The following is a 20,954-nucleotide window of genomic DNA, read 5'->3' on the forward strand; positions in this document are numbered from 1 at the left end:
CACAGACTGGTGAAAGAGAGACAGGCGCTCTCACCGCCGGACGAGACGTGTGTCAGATTCCAGTGCCGCAATGGCCTTTAGAGCACTCATCTCCTTATCCTTTATCTCAAGCATAATATCAACGTCAAAGGAACGAATATCTTCGGTAAACCCAAGAAAATCCGGAATATCAATCGTTGCCGCATGCTTTCCCGGCCGGCCGTCCGGGTCCTGCGTGCTGTAATCGACCATCGGGATGCCATCACGTGGGTCCCACGTTGCGGCAACGTCCGGATATATTTCCACCACCGGTTCATTGGATACGGAATTCACCCGGTGATGCAACGTATCGAAGATGACCGGTATCCCCGTTTCTGCATGGACACGAAGACAATCTCTGGCCGTGTACCGGTGGTCATCATTCTCTATCACAAGACGACGAAGAATCAATTCGTCGAGGCAAAGGTATCGGTCAATGAACCGGACGATGCTCGCTTCCCGGTCGCCGTAGACGCCGCCGACATGGAGCTGAATTTTTGCAGACATATCAAGACCAAGGAGATCCAGAACCTCAGCATGATAGGCAAGTTCTGCTATGCTCCGATCAAGGATGTCCGGATCTTTTGCATTGAGGAGAATAAACTGGTCCGGGTGCATCGATATCCGCATCCCGTTATCACGAATAAAAGTCCCAAGAGCGGAGAAATGCTCCCGGAAGTTCTCCTGCCAGTCGGCCGTGCAGACAGGGTGGGAAGCGAAAGGAACGAGATCTGAAGTGATACGGAAGAAAAGAATTCCGTTAGAGGTATTGTAACGAAGAATTTCACCGAGGCAGTGGAGGTTTCCTTCCACGGTTGTAAGCAGCCGCTCATCGGAGTATGAACGGAGACGGAATGTCCGGCTGCTCCGGCAGGGGAGCGACTGGTTGATACATGGATACCCTATTTTCATTGTCCACCCTCAGATAGTCAGAGGAATGCTCGTGCCTCACCCCGGATAGCCGCTCCGGTTCACCGGAATTGCAGGATTATTGAAACGCCGCCTGCATCCTTCTTATCTGTGGCATTCCTTCGCGGATCCAGTCCCATGCATCCTGCTCACAGTTTTTCCGGAAGAAACGGAGATCACTGTTCGGGAAGATGAAGAAATGGTCCACATAGTTCAGTTTTCTCTCCCATTCCTCATCACCAACGATGGCCTGACGCTCGATATACAGTACTCGTGAATCCCCCCTCACGTCATCGTCCATTGCCCCGACACCCTCACTCTGAAGATCGGAGATATCAACAAACAGACGGACCACTCCAAAATTTTCAATCGCACGCCGCAGTGCCGGCATGAAATCCTCAGTATAATCTTCACTCGTTATTTCGCCGACGAACTGGAATCCAACCAGACATCCACGGCTTTCAGGCAGTAATTCGATCATTTATCTTCACCCCTCATCCAAAGGTACTGGCAGACTGCGTGAGAGGTCCGGAAAAGGATATACAGACACCACCGTCCACTTTATACCCACCTACGAGGGGGTATTCTTACTACTCAGACAGTACCCTCTTCTTCCATACCTCTGTAATGCAGAAAGATTTGATACGGGGTAAAATGTAATCAGAATTATTAAAAGATTTGCCCCACAGGGTATCAACGGCATCGTGCAGTCCCGATTCCCGGAACCGGTTTACCTGCACATAAAAAATATTCAGAATGGTGAATGGTCATTTTCAATTCCAGTAGAACCGGAAACACGGACAATCATAGTATACAGTCCCGGCAATTCTGACACTGGCAGTCGATGTTGTCAATCTTATAGGTCAGTGCCCACTGCTTGAGATGTTTTATGACATCAATCAGGCCAAGTCCCGCCTCGGTGAGGAAATACTCACTTTTTATCGGGAAGTGCTCGGCATCAACCCGTCTCCCCACAAGCCCTTCCTCTTCGAGTTCCCGCAACCGCTGGGAAAGAACTTTTGACGTAATTACTCCAAGAGAATCCTTTAATTCAGAGAATCGTCTTGTATAGTCATCTCCCTTATAGAGTTCAAAGAGCACCAGAAGAGCCCATTTTTTCGTCAGATATTGTGCCGTCTTATAGACCGTGCAGTCCGGATGCATGGTATATTATGAGAAACTCTCTGGTATTTATAACTAAGTATCAAATAGATAGCTTGTATCAAAAATATACAATGGAGACAAAGACAATGTTCTGTTATCAATGTGAAGAAGCCGCAAAGGGATGCGGATGCACCGTGAAGGGCGTCTGCGGCAAGGAAGAGTCAACTGCAGCACTCCAGGACTGCCTTATATATAGCATCAAGGGATTGTCCCTGAGAAATATCGAAGCACGAAAAACAGGCAAAGATAACCAGGCAGCAGGGCCCCTCATCGCAGAGTCCCTCTTTGCCGCACTCACTAACGTGAACTTTGACAATGAGCGCCTCTACGGGCTTATTACAGACGCAATTGCCATCCGCGACTCACTTCCCACGGAGGGCTGCACCCACGATGCCTGCACATGGAGACCGAAAACAATTGCTGATGCCATTCAGAAAGGCACCGAAACCGGTGTCCTCGCAACCGAAAACGAGGACGTCCGGTCCCTGCGTGAACTGCTCGTCTACGGGCTGAAAGGCGTCGGTGCCTACTACTATCACGTTGTTGCCCTCGGCTACCAGAATGACGGTGTCACCCGGTTTATGGAAGAAGCGCTCGCGTCAACACTCACCGACCTCTCCGTCGATGAAATGGTTGCAATAGTCCTGAAATGCGGTGAAATCGGTGTGAAAGTGCTCGAAAATCTCGACACCGCAAACACTACCGCATATGGCAACCCCGAGATCACACCGGTTGCCACCGCCCCCGGCACGAATCCCGGTATTCTTATCACCGGCCACGATTTAAAAGACCTCGATGAACTCCTCATCCAGACCGAAGGCACCGGTGTGGACGTATACACCCACGGGGAGATGCTCCCGGCACACGCCTACCCGGTGCTGAAGAAATACCCGCACCTCATCGGCAACTACGGCGGTTCATGGCCACACCAGAAGAAGGAGTTCGAAAGCTTCAACGGCCCCATCCTTGTGACAACAAACTGCCTCGTCCCACCCGCAGAATCATACATTGACCGCGTGTACACCACCGGGCCCACCGGATTTACCGGTGTCACCCACATCCCCGAGGCAAAAGAAGGAATGAAAGACTTCTCAGCCCTGATTGCCCATGCAAAGACCTGCACTCCTCCAACGGATATCAGTGTGAAGGCAGACGGCTACACGGATACACTCACCATCGGATGCGCCCATCATGCAGTGCTCTCCATCGCAGATGCTGTCGTTGATGCAGTCAAACAGGGCCAAATAAGGAAGTTTGTGGTCATGGCCGGCTGTGACGGACGTCAGAAGGAACGGGAATACTATACAGAATTTGCAAAGGCACTCCCGAAGGATGTTGTTATCCTCACCGCCGGATGTGCCAAGTACCGTTACAACAACCTTGACCTCGGCACTATCGGCGGCATTCCCCGTGTCATCGATGCAGGACAGTGCAATGACTGCTACTCGCTTGTCCTCATTGCACAGGCACTTGCAGAAGCCTTCGAAACCGATCTGAACAGCCTGCCGGTGTCATACAACATCGCATGGTATGAACAGAAGGCCGTCCTTGTGCTTCTCTCCCTCCTGCACCTCGGAGTGCAAAACATCACCCTCGGGCCAAAGCTCCCCGCGTTCATCTCACCCGCTGTCCTGAATGTGCTCGTTGAAAACTTCGGCATCCGGGCAAACACCACAGTCGAAGAAGACCTGAAGCTGATGGCGTAAAACCAGTCCCCTCCACACCGCTAATACAAAGAGGACGAACAGAAATAACCTCAAATGCACCCAATCCCTCCAAAATATCTTTTTTCCCGCACCGAAATTACTGAGCGGATGCATGGACAGTGACTTTCCGGAGAGAAAGGACATATTGAAAAGCCTCAAACCTCATCAAATCAATTTTATTGCATGAAACGGTCCTTTTCTCTCTTCATAACAATCACCGCCATTACCGTCATGCTCTGTTGCGCAGGGTGCATAACCGCAGAAGAGCCCCCCTCAACAGCAATTACCGGGGACCAGCTGGAAGAATATGTCCATACCGCAGCAACGTATGCCAAAACCGTCGATAAAGACGAGGCACTTGCGGCATTTTCTGATCCAAACGGGCCATATGTAAAAGAGAACCTCTACATCTATGCCTATGACTTCAATGGCACCCTCATCGCCCATCCCTTCCAACCTGATAAGGTAGGAACTGACCGGACGAACTGGACCACAGCAAACGGTCTCCACTTTGTTGAGGCAGCGAGTGACGCCGCACAGGACGGAAGCGGATACATCGTCTACATGTACCCAACACCCGGAGAGGAACTGAATATTGATGAAGATATGAAAAATCTCTACGAGGTTAAACTGGGATATGTCGAGCAGGTGGACGACACCTGGTGGGTAGGCTCAGGCATCTATCTCTCTGACTACACCGACGCCACAACAGGTGTTCTGCCCGCAAAAATCGCAGAAATGACCGCCCTTACCGAATCAGCGGTCACCTACGCCCATGAGAACGGCACTCCTGCCGCACTTACAGAGATAGATAAACAGGACGGTCTCTTTACCGACGGAAACCTCTATCTCTATGCCTACGACTACAATGGCACCCTTGTTGCCCACCCATATCTTGCACCGGGAATGATTGGGACTGACCTTTCCGGATATGTTGGCCCATATGGTGTACCGGTCATCCAGACCTGTGCAGAGACCGCTATAAATGGCGGAGGATTTGTTGTTTTCGGCTGGGAAAACCCGGCAAAAGGCGGAGCATCTGAACTGAAACTCGGCTATGTTCTGCCAGTGGATGACAACTGGTGGGTTGGATCAGGCCTATATATCAGTGACATCTTTGGAGATGATGAATCCACAACCGAATCTCCCAAAGGAAGAACTCTTGCCGATGTGGTGGACTTTGTGACGGGAGCCTGTGACCACGCCGATACCGTAGGAAAAGAACAGGCCCTCACGGACTTCGGTGACAAAAACGGCGCATTTGTAGATGGAAACCTCTACCTCTATGTCGAGGACTTCAACGGGGTAACACTCGCCCACCCCATTCACCCCCAGAAGGTCGGAACATCACGGCTGAACGCCACCGACCCAAACGGCCTCCTTCTCGTGAAGGGACTCTGTGATACAGCGGCAGAGGGCGATGGATACTTCTTGTTCATGTACCAGGACCCGGCCGACAACTTCACGCTTTCACCCAAACTCGGGTATGTAAAAAAGGCGGGGGACGACTGGTGGGTAGGTTCAGGTGTCTATCTTGCAGATCTTGTGGACCCCGCGACCGGCGATCCTCTTCCCGTCATCACCGGCCTGACCGGATTTGTCAAAGAAGCACAGGATTATGCACAGAGTATGGGGAAGGATGCAGCACTCACCACCTTCCGTGACCCGGCCGGATACTTTGCTGACACCCCCCATCCGGTCTATGCCTTTTCAAAGGACGGCATTCTTCTGGCAGGCTCCACCCGCCCTGATGCAGAAGGCACCGACCTCACCGACAGTATCGGCGAGTATGGCGTCCCATATGTCACCGATGGAGCAAAAATGGCCGAGAACGGCGGCGGTTACCTCATCTACACCCCACAGGGAGAAGGACAGCGTCTTGACTACATCCTCCCGGTAGACGATGACTGGTGGATAGGTGCCGGGATTCCAGTCTCCGTTATTGTGGATGAGAGTTCCCCGGCAGGCGTCTGAGAAACATACCATCTCTTTTTTATCACACAAACCCGGGACCATCGGGAAAAATATATTCACCCTCCTGTCCATGTATCTCTCAATGGACATGTCAATCCCCATCCCGGCACATCCCTCGGATCTTGCCCGGGTGATCGCCGCTCTCGCAAACAGTGGTGGAGGATGCTTCATCGTCGATGCAGAATACGAGCAGGGAAGGAAGGCACTCACAACTGCCCTGACAGACATTATGCCACAACCCGTTTTTTCCGGCACAAAAATACGTGATTCACCAGAAGAAAAGAGACCGTTACTGATAAACGGCATCGTTTGTCCGGCACACCTGTCAGTCTGGGAAGAAGAAAAAGGACTGATTGTCACCGTCACGCCAGGCGACGCATTCTGCACACTCAAAGGAGAAGTCATTGTTTTTGAAGGGGAGAATATCCGGACCCTTACCATCGCGGATGTGGTCAGGATATCCGGTTCAGGCGGGTAGGATTGACGCACATTTTCTGATGTATGCAACTCTCTGGTTATTCTATGCAAAAATACCTATTTTGATCATTTATACCCCACCGGACTGATGTATGGAAAGGGAGCTGGGGGCGCCTCAGGCAGCCGGTCCCACACCCGACAACGAGAGAGGAGTGATCAACCGAGTGAAGATGTATTCAAAGACAGAAAAATGTCAGGCCCCGAAAGGGGCTCCGGATTGGTGTCCCGAAGATTTTGACAGGGATTTACCCTACATTCAGACTCTGCGGGCATCAGATGAATGGTGAAATACCAATACCTGAGTATACCAAAAATCCCTGATAGCACCCACCTGGGAAAAAACCTGCTGATGTTCATGATGATCATAATACCACACCAAGCCAGAACCAATCCCCCCAAAAGCAGATGTCCTTTCCCGGGAATCAGGAATATTCCGGTATGCCGGAAAATATCCCATACCTCCTTTATTTCACCAGTTACCCACAACGACATCTGAACAAACCGTGGGATGACTCCGGAAACTCATTCAGGGAAAATACCGATGATTCGCATATCCAACATCTCAGCCTTTTTTAAACAATTAACGAGGCAAAGTCATCCGACTGAGATGTGGATGCATAATCAACGGAATGACAAATCTGTCGGACAATCATTTTCAACCAAAAACCGGCTCAATTCCAGGAAATTCCACCATTTTTCTGTGGTGAAATACTCCCCGGAAACGGCGATGCCGGAATACCAGAGGAACACACTATGAACATACCAATACAGAAAATCAAAAAATCAACGGATAAAAATGGCAGGAAAAAACGGCTATTATCCGTTTTAGCGGCGTGCACCTGCACGGTGTTATGCCTGCTTGCATGCGGATGCACCACTGTCGGAGACACCGATGAAACACCCCAGGGTACCACCGGAGTAAACCGGTCAGCAGACTGGACAGAAGAAACGCACGGAAACGACGCAGACCCAAACTATTCTGTCGTATTCCCCGATGACGAGGTGAATGAAATAACCATTGACATAACGCCGGAAAACTGGCAGATTATGCTTGATGATATGTCAGCAGAATTCGGAGAATTTGGCGGATCAACGACAGAACAGGCCAGAGCAATGAGAGGCGGAGGTGGAGGCAATCCAGGGGAAGACTTTGATTTTACTCCGGTCACCGTTCCTTCAGACATCATCTTTAACGATACAGAATGGACCGATGTCGGCATCCGGTTCAAGGGGCAGTCAACCCTGGGAAATACCTGGACGGACGGTTCGTATAAAATTTCACTGAAACTGAATTTTGATAAATTCGAAGATGAAAATCCCGACATCAAAAATCAGCGATTCTATGGATTTGACGAACTGAACCTGAAGAGCGGATACGGGGACGAATCACTGATGAGGGATAAAATCGCCCCGGAAATATTCAGTGATGCAGGAGTTGCCGCACCTGACACGGCGTTTTACCGGGTGTATGTCGATTACGGAGAGGGGCCGGTATACTTTGGCCTGTATACCATGATCGAGAGTGTTGAAGATACCCTTATTGAGACTGCCTTTACTGACGATTCCGGAAATGTGTACAAGCCCGAGGGAACCGGAGCAACATTTGCAGAAGGCACCTTTGACACTGAATGTTTCGAGAAGAAGACAAACGAAGACGATGGGAACTGGAGTGATGTGGAGGCATTGTATACCGTTCTCAATGACGACACACGGACAACAGACCCCGAAGAATGGAGAGAAAATCTGGAGGAGGTCTTCAACGTTGACGGATTCATCCAATGGCTCGCCGTGAATACCGCAATCCAGAACTGGGACTCCTATGGAATCGCGAGCAAGAATTACTATCTCTACACCAGTCCATCGGACGGGACAATTACCTGGATTCCCTGGGACAACAACGAGGCAATCTCTGCAGGAAAGAATGCAGATACCGCAGGCGGGCAACCAATGGAAAGGCCGATTGACGGGCAGACAATGACCGGCATCCCGGATTTCGGAGGAGATATGCAGCCGCCTGAATGGGCTGAGGGTGAGGACACCATGCCTCTCATGGAAGAGGATGGAGTCATGGGCGGTCAGCGGATGGCCCCGCCATTAGGAGAGACAGAGAATGACGGGCAGACAACGACCGGCATCCCGGATTTCGGAGGAGATATGCAGCCGCCTGAATGGGCTGAGGGTGAGGACACCATGCCTCTCATGGAAGAGGATGGAGTCATGGGCGGTCAGCGGATGGCCCCGCCATTAGAAGAAACAGAGAATAACGGCAGGATGCAGAACGGCGGTGGCCAGATGGGAACACCACTCTCGCTTAGTCTGGATGAGGTTGACGATTCCTGGCCTCTTATTCGCTACCTGATGGACGACCCCGTGTATCATGAGATGTACCAGGATGACCTTGAAGACGTTGTCACAACGGTCTTTGAACCGGAAGCAATGGAAGAAGTCTACCAGTTTAACCACGATCTCATCAGCCCCTATGTCACCGGAGCAGAGGGAGAAACGGATGGATATACCAATCTGAAGAGCACGGCAGAGTTTGATGCCTCCGAGAGTGAGCTCATCGAACATGTAAATAGCCGGTATGATGCGGTAATGACGTATCTTTCCACACAGACAGGGGGGTCTTCATAATGAAGACATCCCACACCGCTCTTTGCAGTCTCCCGGCAGAGCTCGAACGATTTGAAGGAATTACCCTTGAAGAACTGAAGAACTCAGATGCCCAGCTTCTCAACAGAAAGGAGCGAAAATTCCTGATGACACGGGACCAGTTCTCTGAACTTCTCACCTCCCTTTCCGGTTCATACCGGGTGCTTGAAGTGAACAATTCCAGAATGAGCGGGTATTCAACCGAATATTATGATACCGATTCATTCCTGACCTATCTCCAGCACCACAACGGAAAGGCAAACCGTTTCAAACTGCGGGTCCGGCACTACCTCTCATCAGGGGATTCCTATCTTGAAATCAAGGAGAAATGGAACACCGGGCGCACAACAAAGAAGCGTATCCAGGTGGCAAATGACGCGGCATTATCAGAACCAACCCCGGAGGCATTCCTTACATCCGCGTTTCCGTATGACTACCGGGCATTCCACCCGGTTCTTACGACCGACTACACGAGAGTCGCCCTTGTCGCACGGAACCATCCTGAGCGCATCACGTTTGACGTAAACCTCTCATTCCACACCGATGAATGTGAATATTCCTATCCGGATGTTGTTGTGGGAGAGATAAAACACAACTGCCCGCTGCGTGAGTCCCCTGCGGGTGCGGTGCTGCATACAATGGGAATTAGAAATACGAGCTTTTCAAAGTACTGCACCGGAATATCTCTTACCAAAACAGAAGTGAAGCATAACCGTTTCAAGAAAAACCTGCTTCTCCTCGATAAACTCTCCAGAGGAGGGAACAGCACATGCTGAGTGATACAAATCTCATCTTTGTCCTGGGGTTCTTCATTAATTTCCTGTTTGCGTTCATCATCATACGCTTCGTCTACTTCCCGCGGCAGAGTGAGCACACCTACCTCTTCACGTTCCTCGCCTTCAACACGGTGATATACTTCATAATGGGGCTTTTCACCAGCATTGAACTCTCCATCGGGGCCGGTTTCGGGCTGTTTGCCCTCTTCTCGGTGCTGCGCTACAGAACAGAGACGGTCCCGATTCATGAGATGACGTATCTCTTTCTCATGGTCGCTCTCCCCGTCCTGAACTCGATACTTATCAGCAGCGGCCAGTATGAAGAGATGGTCCTCACCAATGTGCTTATCACCGGAGTCATTTGGGCTCTTGAGAAAGGCTGGGGATTTACCAGCCAGATGCGCAGCAGAGATATTGTGTACGAAAAAATTGATCTGGTGCATCCGGATAACAGGGAAGAAATGCTCGCTGATATCCGGGAGAGAACCGGCCTTGATGTCGTACGCTTTGAGATTGGCAAGATCGATTATCTGCGTGATACGGTGAATGGACGAATCTACTATCGGGAAGAACCAGACAAATCAGGACCACGAATCCAAAGAAAATAATGGAAATGATACATTGCTATGAAAAATATCATTGCAATACTAGTGGGTATAATGCTGTCAATTATGCTCATTGTTACCGTTGGCACCATATTCAACACAATCTGTTCAGAGACCTCAATGACTGCATATGCTCAAACGGGTTCTGATTTCCGGGTTTATTCAGAAACCCCCTACATTCCGGTTTCCGCTGAATATGATGCATATGATCTGGATTCGGGCACGAACGGGACTGAGATATCCCCTGTTATTCTGGAAGGCGATTCAATCGCCTTCGACGGCAGCGGTGCAACGGTTAACGGCACGACTATCACCATTACATCTGCCGGAATATACAACATATACGGAACCCTGAATGACGGGCAGATATGCGTAGATACCGAAGACGGAGAAGAGATTCTCACCGTTGTCCCGACCAAGGCATATCAGTCAGTTGTGTTCTGTTCATCTGAACTAAAAGAGGGAATACCGTATGATGTATACTCAGGAGGAAGTTCAACCGGTACGGCCACATACGGCCTGTATACTCCGGTGGAACATATACTCCCGGCTCCAGGGTAACGAGCGTTACAATATCTCAGGTGTCGTACCATACGCGGGATCATCCACTGCAGGTGCTTTCGGCGGCGGATTCCCCGGCAAAAGGTCACGATAAGAGGGACACACGATACAATATTTTGTCCCATATGCCGGGAAAGAACAAACGGCAGGGAAAGGGAATATTCCCCCCTCCCTCTTAAACTGAGCCAAAACCTCTGATATGGACATCTATCAAAAATATCACACACCAAAATGAGATCTCTCTCTCACCCGGTGCAGGCATGCAGCAAACATTATTGTCCCACGGCGTCTTTAAAACCTCAATACTGCTCCCTGAGTCTCTCTGCACTTCAAAACCAAAGAAAACAGATGAACGGGTGAAACGGGCAGCCGGATAAAGAGGACACGGAAGAACGCCATGAAAAAACTATCACTTCCCATCTGAATCTTTGTGGTGATGATTATCACCGCCCTGTTTGCCGGATGTACGATACAGACGGATACCGGGAAGACGGCATCAGCAACCCTACAAGAGCTCCCCCCCACACTCAATCCAGAAAACTACGGGGGATATACAGCGACTGGTGGTCTGCCCTCAGTCAGGGAACAATATTCCCTGATACTCTTCAGCGGCACGGATTATTTTCATCAAAATCAGCAATATAGAATTGACTTCGAAATAATTAAACCCCTAAATGTACTAATCCACACTGCAACCTGCAACGCAAAACAGAGGAGAAGCATATGAAATATCACACAGGAATTATTGCACTTATTGCGGCAATGGCCATCATGGCCCTCTTTGCCGGATGTGTATCGCAGACAGATGACACAGGTAGTGGGCAGGCAACTGCTGAACCGGGTACCGGGAGCATCACAGCGGCAACAGGACTATCATACCCGATTGTTGATACAAACCAGGGTACCTGCTACAGCAATAGCGAACTCATAGACGGCCCTGCGGAGGGTGTTGCGTTTTACGGACAGGATGCACAATACACAGGAATTACTCCCAGCTACACCGACAACGGGGACGGCACCGTCACCGACGATGTGACGGGTCTTATCTGGGCACAGGACGTGTCAGACGCATCGATGAGCTGGGAAGATGCAGGGAAATACTGCGAAGACCTGGAACTCGCTGGCTATGACGACTGGCGCCTGCCTACGGTGAAAGAGTTGTGGTCAATACGGGACTTTTCACAGGGCTGGCCATGGGTCGATACCGACTACTTTTACCTGGTTGGTGATGGTTCAGAAATGGCTCAGCATCATTCATGGACGAGTAATCCCTACCTGGTCGTAAGCGAATATCAAAACCAGCAGGTGGAAGGTAATCCCGCATGGATTGTCAACGACTGGACCGGACACATCAAAGCGATGAGCGGGAACAGATTCGTACGGGCTGTCCGCGGTGTTACAACCTACGGCATTAACGACTTTGTTGACAACGGCGATGGCACCGTAACCGATGAAGCCACCGGTCTGATATGGTCGCAGGACGACAACGGCGAGGCAATAAACTGGGAGGCGGCTCTTGCATATGCCGAAAGAGCCACAACTGCCGGTTACGATGACTGGCGTCTGCCCAATATCAAGGAATTGCAGAGCATTGCGGATTACTCCGGTGTCTTCCCGGCCACAGATTCAGGCGTGTTCCATCTTACAGAGCTCACGAATGTAGTGTATGATCCTGACACTGGTGAGGAGATAGGCACGCAGACCACGTATCCGTTTTACTGGTCGAGTACGTCCAATCCCTATGTTGAAGCATATCATGAAGAGGCTGGCGACACCGTAGAATCAGATTACGAGCCCGGCTACACATATGCCTGGACTCTTGCTTCCGGCTATTGCCCGGACATGGACGGCTACGACCTGCATGGTGCAGGCGCAGTTGTTTTTGACACAAAAGCAGAAGAGGTCTCCGATGGTTCGGGTATTGAGGTTTTTTACCACTATGTGCGCCTGGTACGCGGTGGTGATGTGACCGAAACGCCGGATGGAGATCCAACCACCATCAATACTGATCGGGTTGTTGTATTTGAGGAAGGCGACACAGGCATGGGAAACAGAGGCAATGGTTCCGGAGATGAGCAGGAAATGCCCGACATGGCTGCCGCTGCGGAACAGTTAGGAGTGACAGAAGATGCACTTCTGGCCGCAATGGGAGAACCCGGCCAGATTACCCCTGATTTTGCCGCCGCAGCTGTTGCCCTTGGCGTCACGGAAGCAGAGCTACTGGACGCACTGGAAACCTCCGCAGTAGAAGAGCAGAAATAGAATTATCAAAATAAATGAATGAGAAAATCCCGGGGTTCATTCCGGACTCTCACTCTCTTTATACCATTCTCGTGAAAGGAGTCCGGACTGAGGAAGAGGGAAAATAGACTCAGGAAAGAACGGCCGGATAAAAAATGACAGCATCCTTTTTTTGATTATTATTTCAGAGGTTGTAATTCCGGCCGGAAGTGCCACATGAAGATGAAAGACAGGCCGGAAAAATCATGAAAAATAACGGCTGATGAAGAGAATATAACCTGAAAATACTGGTATCATTTAAAAATTTCGGCCTCACAATCCTGCTCTTTGCCATTCACACAGAGATATACAGGAAGATTAAGAATCCATAACCCCCGGACTAATTGCAGTAATCTCTGCCCCTGGCGTCTATGCTGTCATATCAAACCCGATTATCATCTCCCTTTTGTAGATTTCCCGGACATACCAAAATCTTCCGGATAATCCCCGATCTCTGTGCTACCGTAGCACTGACAAGCCTTATCAGAATAAACCCTGAATAATTGGCACCGATACAATTAATTCATCCAAAATTTATAGAACATCGAAAATAAACGGCTCTATACGGAGAAGAAACAGATGAAATATCTTAAAGGGATTATTGCACTCATTGCGGCAATGGCCATCATGGTCCTCTTTGCCGGATGTGTATCACAGACAGATGACTCCGGTGCAGTTTCCGGAGAGGAGACACCCACACCGGTTACTGAAAGCACAGGCACACCGGCCACAACAACAAGGGCTGTCTCATACCCGATTGTTGACACCGGCCAGGTGAACTGTTACAACAACGAAGAAGTAATGGACTGCCCCGCTGAAGGGGAGGCATTCTATGGAGAGGACGCACAGTTTTCAGGCAATCAGCCGGCATACACCATTTCAGATGACGGCCTTACGGTCTATGACGAAGTAACAGGACTGACCTGGCAGAAAACTCCTGACACCAATCGCGATGGTGAAATCCTTCCGGACGATAAACTCACATTCTCCGAAGCACAGGAACGTCCGGGCACACTCAATGCAGAAAAGTATGGCGGATACAGTGACTGGCGCCTCCCGACCATAAAGGAACAATATTCACTGATTATGTTTAGCGGGACTGATCCCAGCGAAGGGGTTTTGGCCTCGGACCTGACTCCATTTATTGACACCGATTATTTCAGTTTCGCATATGGAGACACGGATGCAGGCGAGCGCATCATTGACTCGCAGTACGCATCAGACACTCTGTATGTATATGAGGACAGTTTACTCTTCGGGGTGAATTTTGCCGATGGCAGAATCAAAGGGTATGGCTTTTCCATGCCCGGTGGCAGGGAGAAGACATTCTTCGTCACCTGTGTCAGGGGCAATCAGGATTACGGGATAAACGACTTCTCAGATAACGGTGACGGCACGGTCACTGACAGTGCAACCGACCTTATGTGGTCACAGTCTGACAGCGGCACCGGTGTGAACTGGGAGGAGGCTCTCGCATGGGTGCAGGCAAAGAACGCGGAGAATTACCTCGGATACAGCGACTGGCGTCTCCCGAATGTCAAGGAACTGCAGAGTATCGTTGACTATACACGCTCTCCTGACACCTCGGACTCTGCTGCAATTGACCCGGTATTTGAATGCACCGGGATTACAAACGAGGCAGGAGAATCAGATTACCCGTACTTCTGGTCTTCAACAACACATGCATCATCGAACGGAATTGGCAGCGCTGCATCCTATGTCTCTTTCGGCAGGTCGATGGGATATATGGAAGGCGTTTGGCAGGATGTTCACGGCGCAGGAGCACAAAAGAGCGATTTAAAAGCAGGAAACGCATCAGACTATCCCGAAGGGAATGGCCCCCAGGGTGATGCCATCAGGATTGATAACTTTGTCCGCCTCGTGCGGTGATGAAAGGAGAAACACATGAAAAAACAGATACTCACCATTGGAATTATAGCGGTGATCGCAATCACCGCTCTTTTTGCCGGCTGCACGACACAGACAGAGACGGGAGAAACAGAGACAACAGCTTCACCTGAGGCAACGTCCGGCGTGATGGAACTCTACCCCATCGTCGATACCGGCCAGGTAAATTGTTACAATAACGAAGACGAGATCACCTGTCCGGAGGAAGGACAGGCATTCTACGGTCAGGACGCACAGTTTTCAGGCAACCAGCCGTCATACACGGTAAGCAGTGACAGCCTTACTGTCTATGACGAAGTCACCGGACTGACATGGCAGAAGACACCTGATACCTCCGGCCTGAGCTATGAAGAAGCATATGAATACTGTGAATCCCTGGAACTGGGCGGATACGACGACTGGCGTATGCCCACAACAAAAGAGCTCTTTTCCATCAGCGATTTCTCTGAAGGGTGGCCCTATCTGGACACGACATACTTTGACCTGGCCGAAACAGGGAGCGTCAGCAAGGATGAACAGTACTGGACTGAAAAATATGTCGGCACAACAGTAGAGGGCGGCTCAGATGCAGCGTTCGGTGTTAATCACGGCACAGGGCATATCAAAGCATATCCGGCAAAAGTCTCCGGCCGCATGGGTAACTATGTCCGGGCCGTTCGTGGAGACATATACGGTGTGAATGATTTCACAGACAATGGCGACGGCACGGTTACTGACAGTGCAACGGGCCTTATGTGGCAAAATACCGGCAGCGGCACCGGTATGGACTGGGATAACGCCCTTACATATGCCGAAAATATGACGCTGGCCGGGTATGACGACTGGCGCCTGCCCAATGTAAAAGAGCTCCAGAGTATCGTCGACTACACGCACGCACCCAGCGCCAGTGATGCGGCAAATGTAGGCCCTGCAATTGATACAGACTTCTTTGAGATAACAGAACTCCCATCAGGAACAACAGACTACACCCCTGACTACGGTTACTACTGGACCAGTACCAGCGCCTACTTTGGCAAAAACAGTCCGGAGTATTATTACGCCTGGTATGTGGCCTTTGGATCGTCGGTTGGCAATGACGGCGCTGACTTCCACGGGGCCGGTGCCGTGAGATTCGACACCAAAGTTGAGGACGGCCCGTTAGGCGAAGGTGGCGAACGCTATTACAACTACGTCCTCTGCGTGCGGGGATGATGAAAATTTATTCGCACAGTCTGGAAATACCAATCAAATCCAGCTTCTGAACGAACGAAAATGAGGAGGAGAAAAACCATGAAATCTCTTTATTCTCCTCTCCTAAATGAACCAAAACCAAAACCAAAACACAGGAAAAAAGGAGTGATTAACAGTCATCTTCTGACTTTTTTTGGAAACCAATGATGACTGGTAAGCAGATCACCCCAAAGTCCGGGTAAAGAAACTCACCATCTCCCGGTATGCATCCTGTGCAACAAAACTCTCCGAGAGCATCCCGTCTACAATCATAAACCCATGCAGTTCACCCTGGTAGACCTTTAGTTCAAAGTATGCATCCGCCTCATCGAGTTCAGTCACATACCGGTAGATGTCAGCAACAGGACTCGGTGTGTCACGTGTCCCATGAATGATAAGGAGAGGGTCAGCGATATCCCCTACAAGACTGGCGGGAAGAGTTTCGTTGTTGAATCCGCCGTAATACGGGAACCCATACCAGGCAACACCAGACTTAAACTCTTCAATCTGCGGCAAAAACAGCATGGTATACCGGCCACCGGCGCAGAACCCGGTCAGACCGAGACGGGCCATATCTACATCACTTCGGGTACCAAGATAGGCAACAGAATCACGGATAAGCATCTCAACCACATCGTCTGACGGGGATTTTTCAAACGTCTGCCATTCAGGGGCGATGACCACAAATCCCTCCGCTGCAAACTGTTCCACCAGACTCTCATATCCGGGTTCGAGTCCGTTGAACGAATGTATCAGCACCACACCCGGATATGGCCCACTACCCCCCGGTGCCGCAAAATAGGCGGGGAAACTCTGACCACCGCTGGTGATATTCATCGATGCACCTTCCGGCATGGCGCCATTGGCAGTTCCATTGGAATCAACGCAGCCAGCTATGCAGGCCAAAAGCACAATTGTGCCAAAAATAATGATATATTTCATATTTCCCTCCAAGGGGGGATGCGTCCTCATTCTTTGTCTCCGGATATATATCTTGTGACGGAGATACCCATTTTCTGCTCTGATTATTGAGACAAAGAAAACATACTGCAAAACTATCAGTGAAAAAACCGTCATTCCGGTGGTTCTGGATGAGAGGGAGTACATGCCGGATGAAAATCCGGGGATAAACTCTTTTCATAGTTCATTTAATCTTTGATTTACACAGGAACAGGCATCTTTGTGACACGATATGCGCACATCATTATCAGGAAAGAACACGTGAAGACAGATGCCCATTCCTCAGGAACCATCAACACCTTTTTCCCCAATTCTGATAGCAAAACCGACCATTGAATTGAACGGAATGAAACCATCGACAAAAAGCATCTACATCAAAAATGAATTGGTCCGACCCCTCTGATTCGGAAGAGTCAGCATTTCAGATACAATATATCTCTTCCAACAACGTTAACCAGAACAGAGGAATATAACCGGGGATATTATACAAAATACTGCATCTCCCCCTCCGGCCGTTCCCTCTTCGGCATCACGCCGGGAAACACCCGCTCAAGCATCTCCCGGTTAAAATGTGCCCATGTGATTGTCTTTGCATCACCCATCAACGCCCGGGACGAAGAGGAGGAGACCGGACAAACCAGTCTCTCCCCCTCCTTCGTCAGGTGCAGATCAGGGAAGTTCTCATTTGCATAGAGATCGTCAGAAAGGAGTATTTCGTTTAGATCCCGGAGAATTGCCCGCCCAATCCGGGAATCAGCCGGAACATCACCATCACCGGGGATGGTAATGATGTTCTGCACCCGGTTTGAAAGCCGTTCCAGAATATCCCGGGCCGCCAGTGTCCGGGTGTCCCTCAGATACCGGAGAAAACGCAGCACTATAGGCAGGTCTTCCGGCGAAAACAAGACCTCCCCCGGCCCGGACACCGGGATCGTCACCCATGACCGGAATGAATAATTTGTCTCCAGAGCCGGCCGTATAGCATCACCGTCACTAATGTCGACAGGACGCTGGTCCGTCGTGAACGCCCCATCATAGCAGACTGTCCACCCGTTCTCCAGATCAATCTCTAAGAGGGCCAGACCCCCGTCATCATGAGATACCACATGTTCCGGGTGGAAACGGATCATCTCTACCATCGGGTCATGCTCCACATCCCGTACCAGCGCAAGATCACGGACAGCCGTAAACATGAGGGTGAAGAGCGGATAGGCCAGAGAACCTGAATACGGTTCCCAGTCACCGAAGAGAAAATCTTCAAGGGCAGCAGGTGATGCCCGTATAAGGGCAAGAATGGGAAGAATCCAGTGCTGATACTCAAACCGCCCATAATGTTCGCGGATTCCACTCCGGTATCGCTTCAGCCAGGAATGTCGCTCAAACATCTGTTGGTTACGAGATGTAATCACTGCCATCCGCTCTTCATCAGAGAGGCCATCCGGAAACACCGGGAGCCTGAGTGATACCATCGGGGTACAGGATGACTGCTCAAAAATATATGCCGCAAAGGTGCATGGTGGAGCACTGTCATTCAGACATTCTGTGCGGAAATACTGTTCGAAGACCTTCGGCGCTTCATATGTCTCCCAGTCACAGAGCGGGATACTCCGCTGAATCTCAACCCCTTTTTGGGAGAGAATATATCTGACCAGCCCTGCATCTGTGTGCTCAATGACATACGCGTTCATCAGCACCCGCTGCATCCCGGGATCCCTGACCATCCGGAATAAATATTTCATAATCAGAAGGTACGGCTCATACCCTTCCAACAGATAGTAATGGGGAGTCTTTCCGCTCTGCCGCGGCGCCCTGATCATTTCAGACCCAAGTATCCCGAGTGCACAGAGATCTTCACATATCTTCCCTGCCCAGTCCTTTGAGATTGACGTCTTTTCATGCGAAATGTAAGACGTTCCAAAATCTTCATGGATCCTGGACGGATACGAATAGAAGCGGCATTCCCCTGATCCTGTCGGATATCTGACACCACATCCCTTCTGCAAATGGGGGTTTGTGGATGCTCCTGTGTTCACCACAAAATACCACAACACCTCCCATTTCTGCCTCGTCATCTCTTCCGGTTCCATAGTCTGGTAGTCCTTGCTGTATCTATGAAAATACCCGTTCAGATGCCATCAATGTAATGGATAATAACCACGGAAAGCATCGACCAAATCTGTCATTACCCAACGCGTCAACTCTACAGAAAACAACTCAACGCGTCGACCAATGCCTATAACACCTAACCCTTTGACGGGGTTTATCATTCTCTTTTTCATATATTAGTATAGCAGCAAGGAGGTGAATGATGGCAAAGAAGTCAGACAAAAACCAGAAGGGCGCATCCCGTAACCAGTCCAGTGCCGACAAAACCGGCAGCAAGGATGGACAGACTGTAGGATCAAAGGGAAAGAGATAATCCTCCCTTTTTCAGAGTCACAATAAATCTCTATTTTTCCCTCAAACAATATCACCCCGCAGATATTCCAAATCTGTTGTTCCCGTATATACCACGGGACAAAATAAATCCTGCTTATTTATGAATGACCTATCACATGCCGCAGGAAAGGGCCATGGGTGCAAATAGAAAAAAAACAGTTCAGGAAAATAAGAGCTGATTTATTCCACCGCAACTATCATATCCAGCGTCCATGGCGGATCAACAAAACTCAGCATGGTCGCATCCACTTCTCCAACATTCCGGTATCCCTTCGCCTGATCGGGGGCAATCCATGCAGCACGTCCGGCGGGAACACGGATCACATATCCCTCAGGCGAGAACACCGCAATCTCACCTTCAATAACGTATATAAGTTCAGATGCCCCTGTGAGACAGTTGGTATCCGCCGAACCCCCCGGGAGGAGTTCTGCGTATGCAACACTGTAGTCTATCAGCATATTCTTCTTCGGCATTAAGACAGGATTTGCGATGGTATAAATCATCATGTCAGACCCGATATTCCACTCGATTCCTCCCCTCGGGTCCGGAATGACAATCGGGACACCGTCCGGGAGTGCGGGAATTGTTGCAAGGTCAGCCCCTGTCACATGATTCACTTCGGAAAAGGGCGGCTGAATCACGTCAATATAGCGGAGTTCAGCATCGCCGATGGCAGCAATCGACTGCAGCACACCGTCCGGCAGAATCACCACCTCACCTTCACGGGCGGTCACCGTTGTATTGCCACACCTGATCTCTGCCTCCCCTCCAATCACACAGACAAACTCTGAACTCCCCGTCAACCGGTGTGGGGATGTTGCATTGCCCGGCAGGATAGTAACAGAACCGAAGGTGTAGTTTGCCGGGATCCCCGGCATTTCATCGCAGGCAAATACGGAATAGTCCCCCTCTCCACCATAGATGGGAAAACCTTCCCCCGGTGTTAAGAGACATATATTTCCATCCGCTGCCGAGAATGGATTATCAGTGAGACATCCGGCAGAGAGGATGGTGAGTGTGGATATCAGGATAAGACTGACAAACCTGTGCATTGAGATATATTTGCAGGAATGGAAATAAATTCAGTTATTTGCCACCGGCCTCTACGCTGAAGAAATCAGGAAATATCCCGCTCACCAAGACGCGGTTACCTTCTTAATGAACTGATGGAAAAGAGCCCCGGCGGCGGAGGAAATGGCAGGCACCAGATATATTTTGGGAAAATAGTTCCCGCCCTGCCATGTCAAAATCATGTTCTAAAAATCATATTCTAAAAATCTTATCCAAAAGCATAGGTCCTGTGGTGTGTGGCCAC

At 50.1% G+C, this 20,954-nt stretch carries 17 protein-coding genes; 11 read left to right on the forward strand and 6 right to left on the reverse strand.

All coding sequences use genetic code 11. The features are described from left to right. Window positions 1–30: 30 nt before the first annotated feature. From uvsE to L0665_RS03605, 3 genes are all read right to left on the reverse strand, one after another. Complete coding sequence (uvsE, locus tag L0665_RS03595) at window positions 31–930, reverse strand: UV DNA damage repair endonuclease UvsE (RefSeq protein WP_274924339.1); 900 nt, start codon at window positions 928–930, stop codon at window positions 31–33. A 76-nt stretch (window positions 931–1,006) separates the two neighbouring features. Continuing rightward, window positions 1,007–1,408: a SpoIIAA family protein gene (locus tag L0665_RS03600; RefSeq protein ID WP_274924340.1), complete on the reverse strand. Its 402-nt coding sequence runs from the start codon at window positions 1,406–1,408 to the stop codon at window positions 1,007–1,009. Window positions 1,409–1,731: 323 nt separating this feature from the next. Further along, a complete protein-coding gene (locus L0665_RS03605; protein ID WP_274924341.1) occupies window positions 1,732–2,091 on the reverse strand; it encodes a winged helix-turn-helix transcriptional regulator in 360 nt (119 codons plus the stop codon). Between the two features lie 86 nt (window positions 2,092–2,177). On the opposite strand from L0665_RS03605, the gene hcp reads away from it, so the two are divergent. The 11 genes from hcp to L0665_RS03660 all read left to right on the forward strand — a co-directional run bounded on the left by hcp (window position 2,178) and on the right by L0665_RS03660 (window position 16,221). Then, window positions 2,178–3,797, forward strand: coding sequence for a hydroxylamine reductase (gene hcp, locus L0665_RS03610; RefSeq protein WP_274925713.1), 1,620 nt, complete (start codon window positions 2,178–2,180; stop codon window positions 3,795–3,797). Window positions 3,798–3,980: 183 nt separating this feature from the next. Next, window positions 3,981–5,771 carry a cache domain-containing protein gene (locus L0665_RS03615; protein WP_274924342.1) on the forward strand — a complete coding sequence of 597 codons (1,791 nt, stop codon included), beginning with the start codon at window positions 3,981–3,983 and terminating at the stop codon, window positions 5,769–5,771. 82 nt (window positions 5,772–5,853) lie between these two features. After that, window positions 5,854–6,249: a hypothetical protein gene (locus L0665_RS03620; protein WP_274924343.1), complete on the forward strand. Its 396-nt coding sequence runs from the start codon at window positions 5,854–5,856 to the stop codon at window positions 6,247–6,249. A gap of 752 nt (window positions 6,250–7,001) precedes the next feature. Beyond that, the gene (locus L0665_RS03625; protein WP_274924344.1) at window positions 7,002–8,882 is read left to right on the forward strand and encodes a CotH kinase family protein; all 1,881 of its coding nucleotides are present in this window, start codon (window positions 7,002–7,004) and stop codon (window positions 8,880–8,882) included. Next, window positions 8,882–9,676: a polyphosphate polymerase domain-containing protein gene (locus tag L0665_RS03630; RefSeq protein WP_274924345.1), complete on the forward strand. Its 795-nt coding sequence runs from the start codon at window positions 8,882–8,884 to the stop codon at window positions 9,674–9,676. Before L0665_RS03625 ends, L0665_RS03630 begins: the two co-directional genes overlap by 1 nt. Continuing rightward, window positions 9,670–10,284, forward strand: a complete 615-nt coding sequence (locus L0665_RS03635; RefSeq protein ID WP_274924346.1) for a DUF4956 domain-containing protein — start codon at window positions 9,670–9,672, stop codon at window positions 10,282–10,284. The genes L0665_RS03630 and L0665_RS03635 overlap by 7 nt, the downstream gene beginning before the upstream one ends. 51 nt (window positions 10,285–10,335) lie before the next feature. After that, window positions 10,336–10,842, forward strand: a complete 507-nt coding sequence (locus tag L0665_RS03640; protein WP_274924347.1) for a carbohydrate-binding domain-containing protein — start codon at window positions 10,336–10,338, stop codon at window positions 10,840–10,842. A 436-nt stretch (window positions 10,843–11,278) separates the two neighbouring features. Continuing rightward, window positions 11,279–11,569: a hypothetical protein gene (locus tag L0665_RS03645; protein WP_274924348.1), complete on the forward strand. Its 291-nt coding sequence runs from the start codon at window positions 11,279–11,281 to the stop codon at window positions 11,567–11,569. Continuing rightward, the gene (locus L0665_RS03650; protein WP_274924349.1) at window positions 11,566–13,104 is read left to right on the forward strand and encodes an Lcl C-terminal domain-containing protein; all 1,539 of its coding nucleotides are present in this window, start codon (window positions 11,566–11,568) and stop codon (window positions 13,102–13,104) included. Before L0665_RS03645 ends, L0665_RS03650 begins: the two co-directional genes overlap by 4 nt. Window positions 13,105–13,701: 597 nt before the next feature. Continuing rightward, on the forward strand, window positions 13,702–15,012 hold the full coding sequence (locus L0665_RS03655; protein WP_274924350.1) for an Lcl C-terminal domain-containing protein: 1,311 nt from the start codon (window positions 13,702–13,704) through the stop codon (window positions 15,010–15,012). 15 nt (window positions 15,013–15,027) lie between these two features. Next, complete coding sequence (locus tag L0665_RS03660) at window positions 15,028–16,221, forward strand: Lcl C-terminal domain-containing protein (protein ID WP_274924351.1); 1,194 nt, start codon at window positions 15,028–15,030, stop codon at window positions 16,219–16,221. 201 nt (window positions 16,222–16,422) lie between these two features. On the opposite strand, the gene L0665_RS03665 is transcribed toward L0665_RS03660, so the two are convergent. The 3 genes from L0665_RS03665 to L0665_RS03675 all read right to left on the reverse strand — a co-directional run bounded on the left by L0665_RS03665 (window position 16,423) and on the right by L0665_RS03675 (window position 20,691). Beyond that, window positions 16,423–17,181 carry a dienelactone hydrolase family protein gene (locus L0665_RS03665; RefSeq protein ID WP_274924352.1) on the reverse strand — a complete coding sequence of 253 codons (759 nt, stop codon included), beginning with the start codon at window positions 17,179–17,181 and terminating at the stop codon, window positions 16,423–16,425. A 500-nt stretch (window positions 17,182–17,681) separates the two neighbouring features. Next, on the reverse strand, window positions 17,682–19,286 hold the full coding sequence (locus L0665_RS03670; RefSeq protein WP_274924353.1) for a hypothetical protein: 1,605 nt from the start codon (window positions 19,284–19,286) through the stop codon (window positions 17,682–17,684). Window positions 19,287–19,818: 532 nt separating this feature from the next. Then, window positions 19,819–20,691, reverse strand: coding sequence for a cupin domain-containing protein (locus tag L0665_RS03675; protein WP_274924354.1), 873 nt, complete (start codon window positions 20,689–20,691; stop codon window positions 19,819–19,821). Window positions 20,692–20,954: the final 263 nt, after the last annotated feature.

Origin of the sequence: Methanogenium marinum (assembly GCF_028912405.1) — an archaeon.
In the GTDB taxonomy this organism is placed as follows: Archaea; Halobacteriota; Methanomicrobia; order Methanomicrobiales; family Methanomicrobiaceae; genus Methanogenium; species Methanogenium marinum.

What these genes read in the sequence shown, in the direction of transcription:
- L0665_RS03645 (WP_274924348.1), top strand. Translation starts at nt 11,279, where the DNA reads ATGATTATCACCGCCCTGTTTGCCGGATGTACGATACAGACGGATACC.
- L0665_RS03650 (WP_274924349.1), top strand. Translation starts at nt 11,566, where the DNA reads ATGAAATATCACACAGGAATTATTGCACTTATTGCGGCAATGGCCATC.
- L0665_RS03605 (WP_274924341.1), bottom strand. Translation starts at nt 2,091, where the DNA reads ATGCATCCGGACTGCACGGTCTATAAGACGGCACAATATCTGACGAAA.
- L0665_RS03620 (WP_274924343.1), top strand. Translation starts at nt 5,854, where the DNA reads ATGGACATGTCAATCCCCATCCCGGCACATCCCTCGGATCTTGCCCGG.
- L0665_RS03675 (WP_274924354.1), bottom strand. Translation starts at nt 20,691, where the DNA reads ATGCACAGGTTTGTCAGTCTTATCCTGATATCCACACTCACCATCCTC.
- L0665_RS03665 (WP_274924352.1), bottom strand. Translation starts at nt 17,181, where the DNA reads ATGAAATATATCATTATTTTTGGCACAATTGTGCTTTTGGCCTGCATA.
- L0665_RS03660 (WP_274924351.1), top strand. Translation starts at nt 15,028, where the DNA reads ATGAAAAAACAGATACTCACCATTGGAATTATAGCGGTGATCGCAATC.
- L0665_RS03630 (WP_274924345.1), top strand. Translation starts at nt 8,882, where the DNA reads ATGAAGACATCCCACACCGCTCTTTGCAGTCTCCCGGCAGAGCTCGAA.
- L0665_RS03670 (WP_274924353.1), bottom strand. Translation starts at nt 19,286, where the DNA reads ATGGAACCGGAAGAGATGACGAGGCAGAAATGGGAGGTGTTGTGGTAT.
- L0665_RS03615 (WP_274924342.1), top strand. Translation starts at nt 3,981, where the DNA reads ATGAAACGGTCCTTTTCTCTCTTCATAACAATCACCGCCATTACCGTC.
- L0665_RS03640 (WP_274924347.1), top strand. Translation starts at nt 10,336, where the DNA reads ATGCTGTCAATTATGCTCATTGTTACCGTTGGCACCATATTCAACACA.
- uvsE (WP_274924339.1), bottom strand. Translation starts at nt 930, where the DNA reads ATGAAAATAGGGTATCCATGTATCAACCAGTCGCTCCCCTGCCGGAGC.
- L0665_RS03655 (WP_274924350.1), top strand. Translation starts at nt 13,702, where the DNA reads ATGAAATATCTTAAAGGGATTATTGCACTCATTGCGGCAATGGCCATC.
- L0665_RS03600 (WP_274924340.1), bottom strand. Translation starts at nt 1,408, where the DNA reads ATGATCGAATTACTGCCTGAAAGCCGTGGATGTCTGGTTGGATTCCAG.
- L0665_RS03625 (WP_274924344.1), top strand. Translation starts at nt 7,002, where the DNA reads ATGAACATACCAATACAGAAAATCAAAAAATCAACGGATAAAAATGGC.
- L0665_RS03635 (WP_274924346.1), top strand. Translation starts at nt 9,670, where the DNA reads ATGCTGAGTGATACAAATCTCATCTTTGTCCTGGGGTTCTTCATTAAT.
- hcp (WP_274925713.1), top strand. Translation starts at nt 2,178, where the DNA reads ATGTTCTGTTATCAATGTGAAGAAGCCGCAAAGGGATGCGGATGCACC.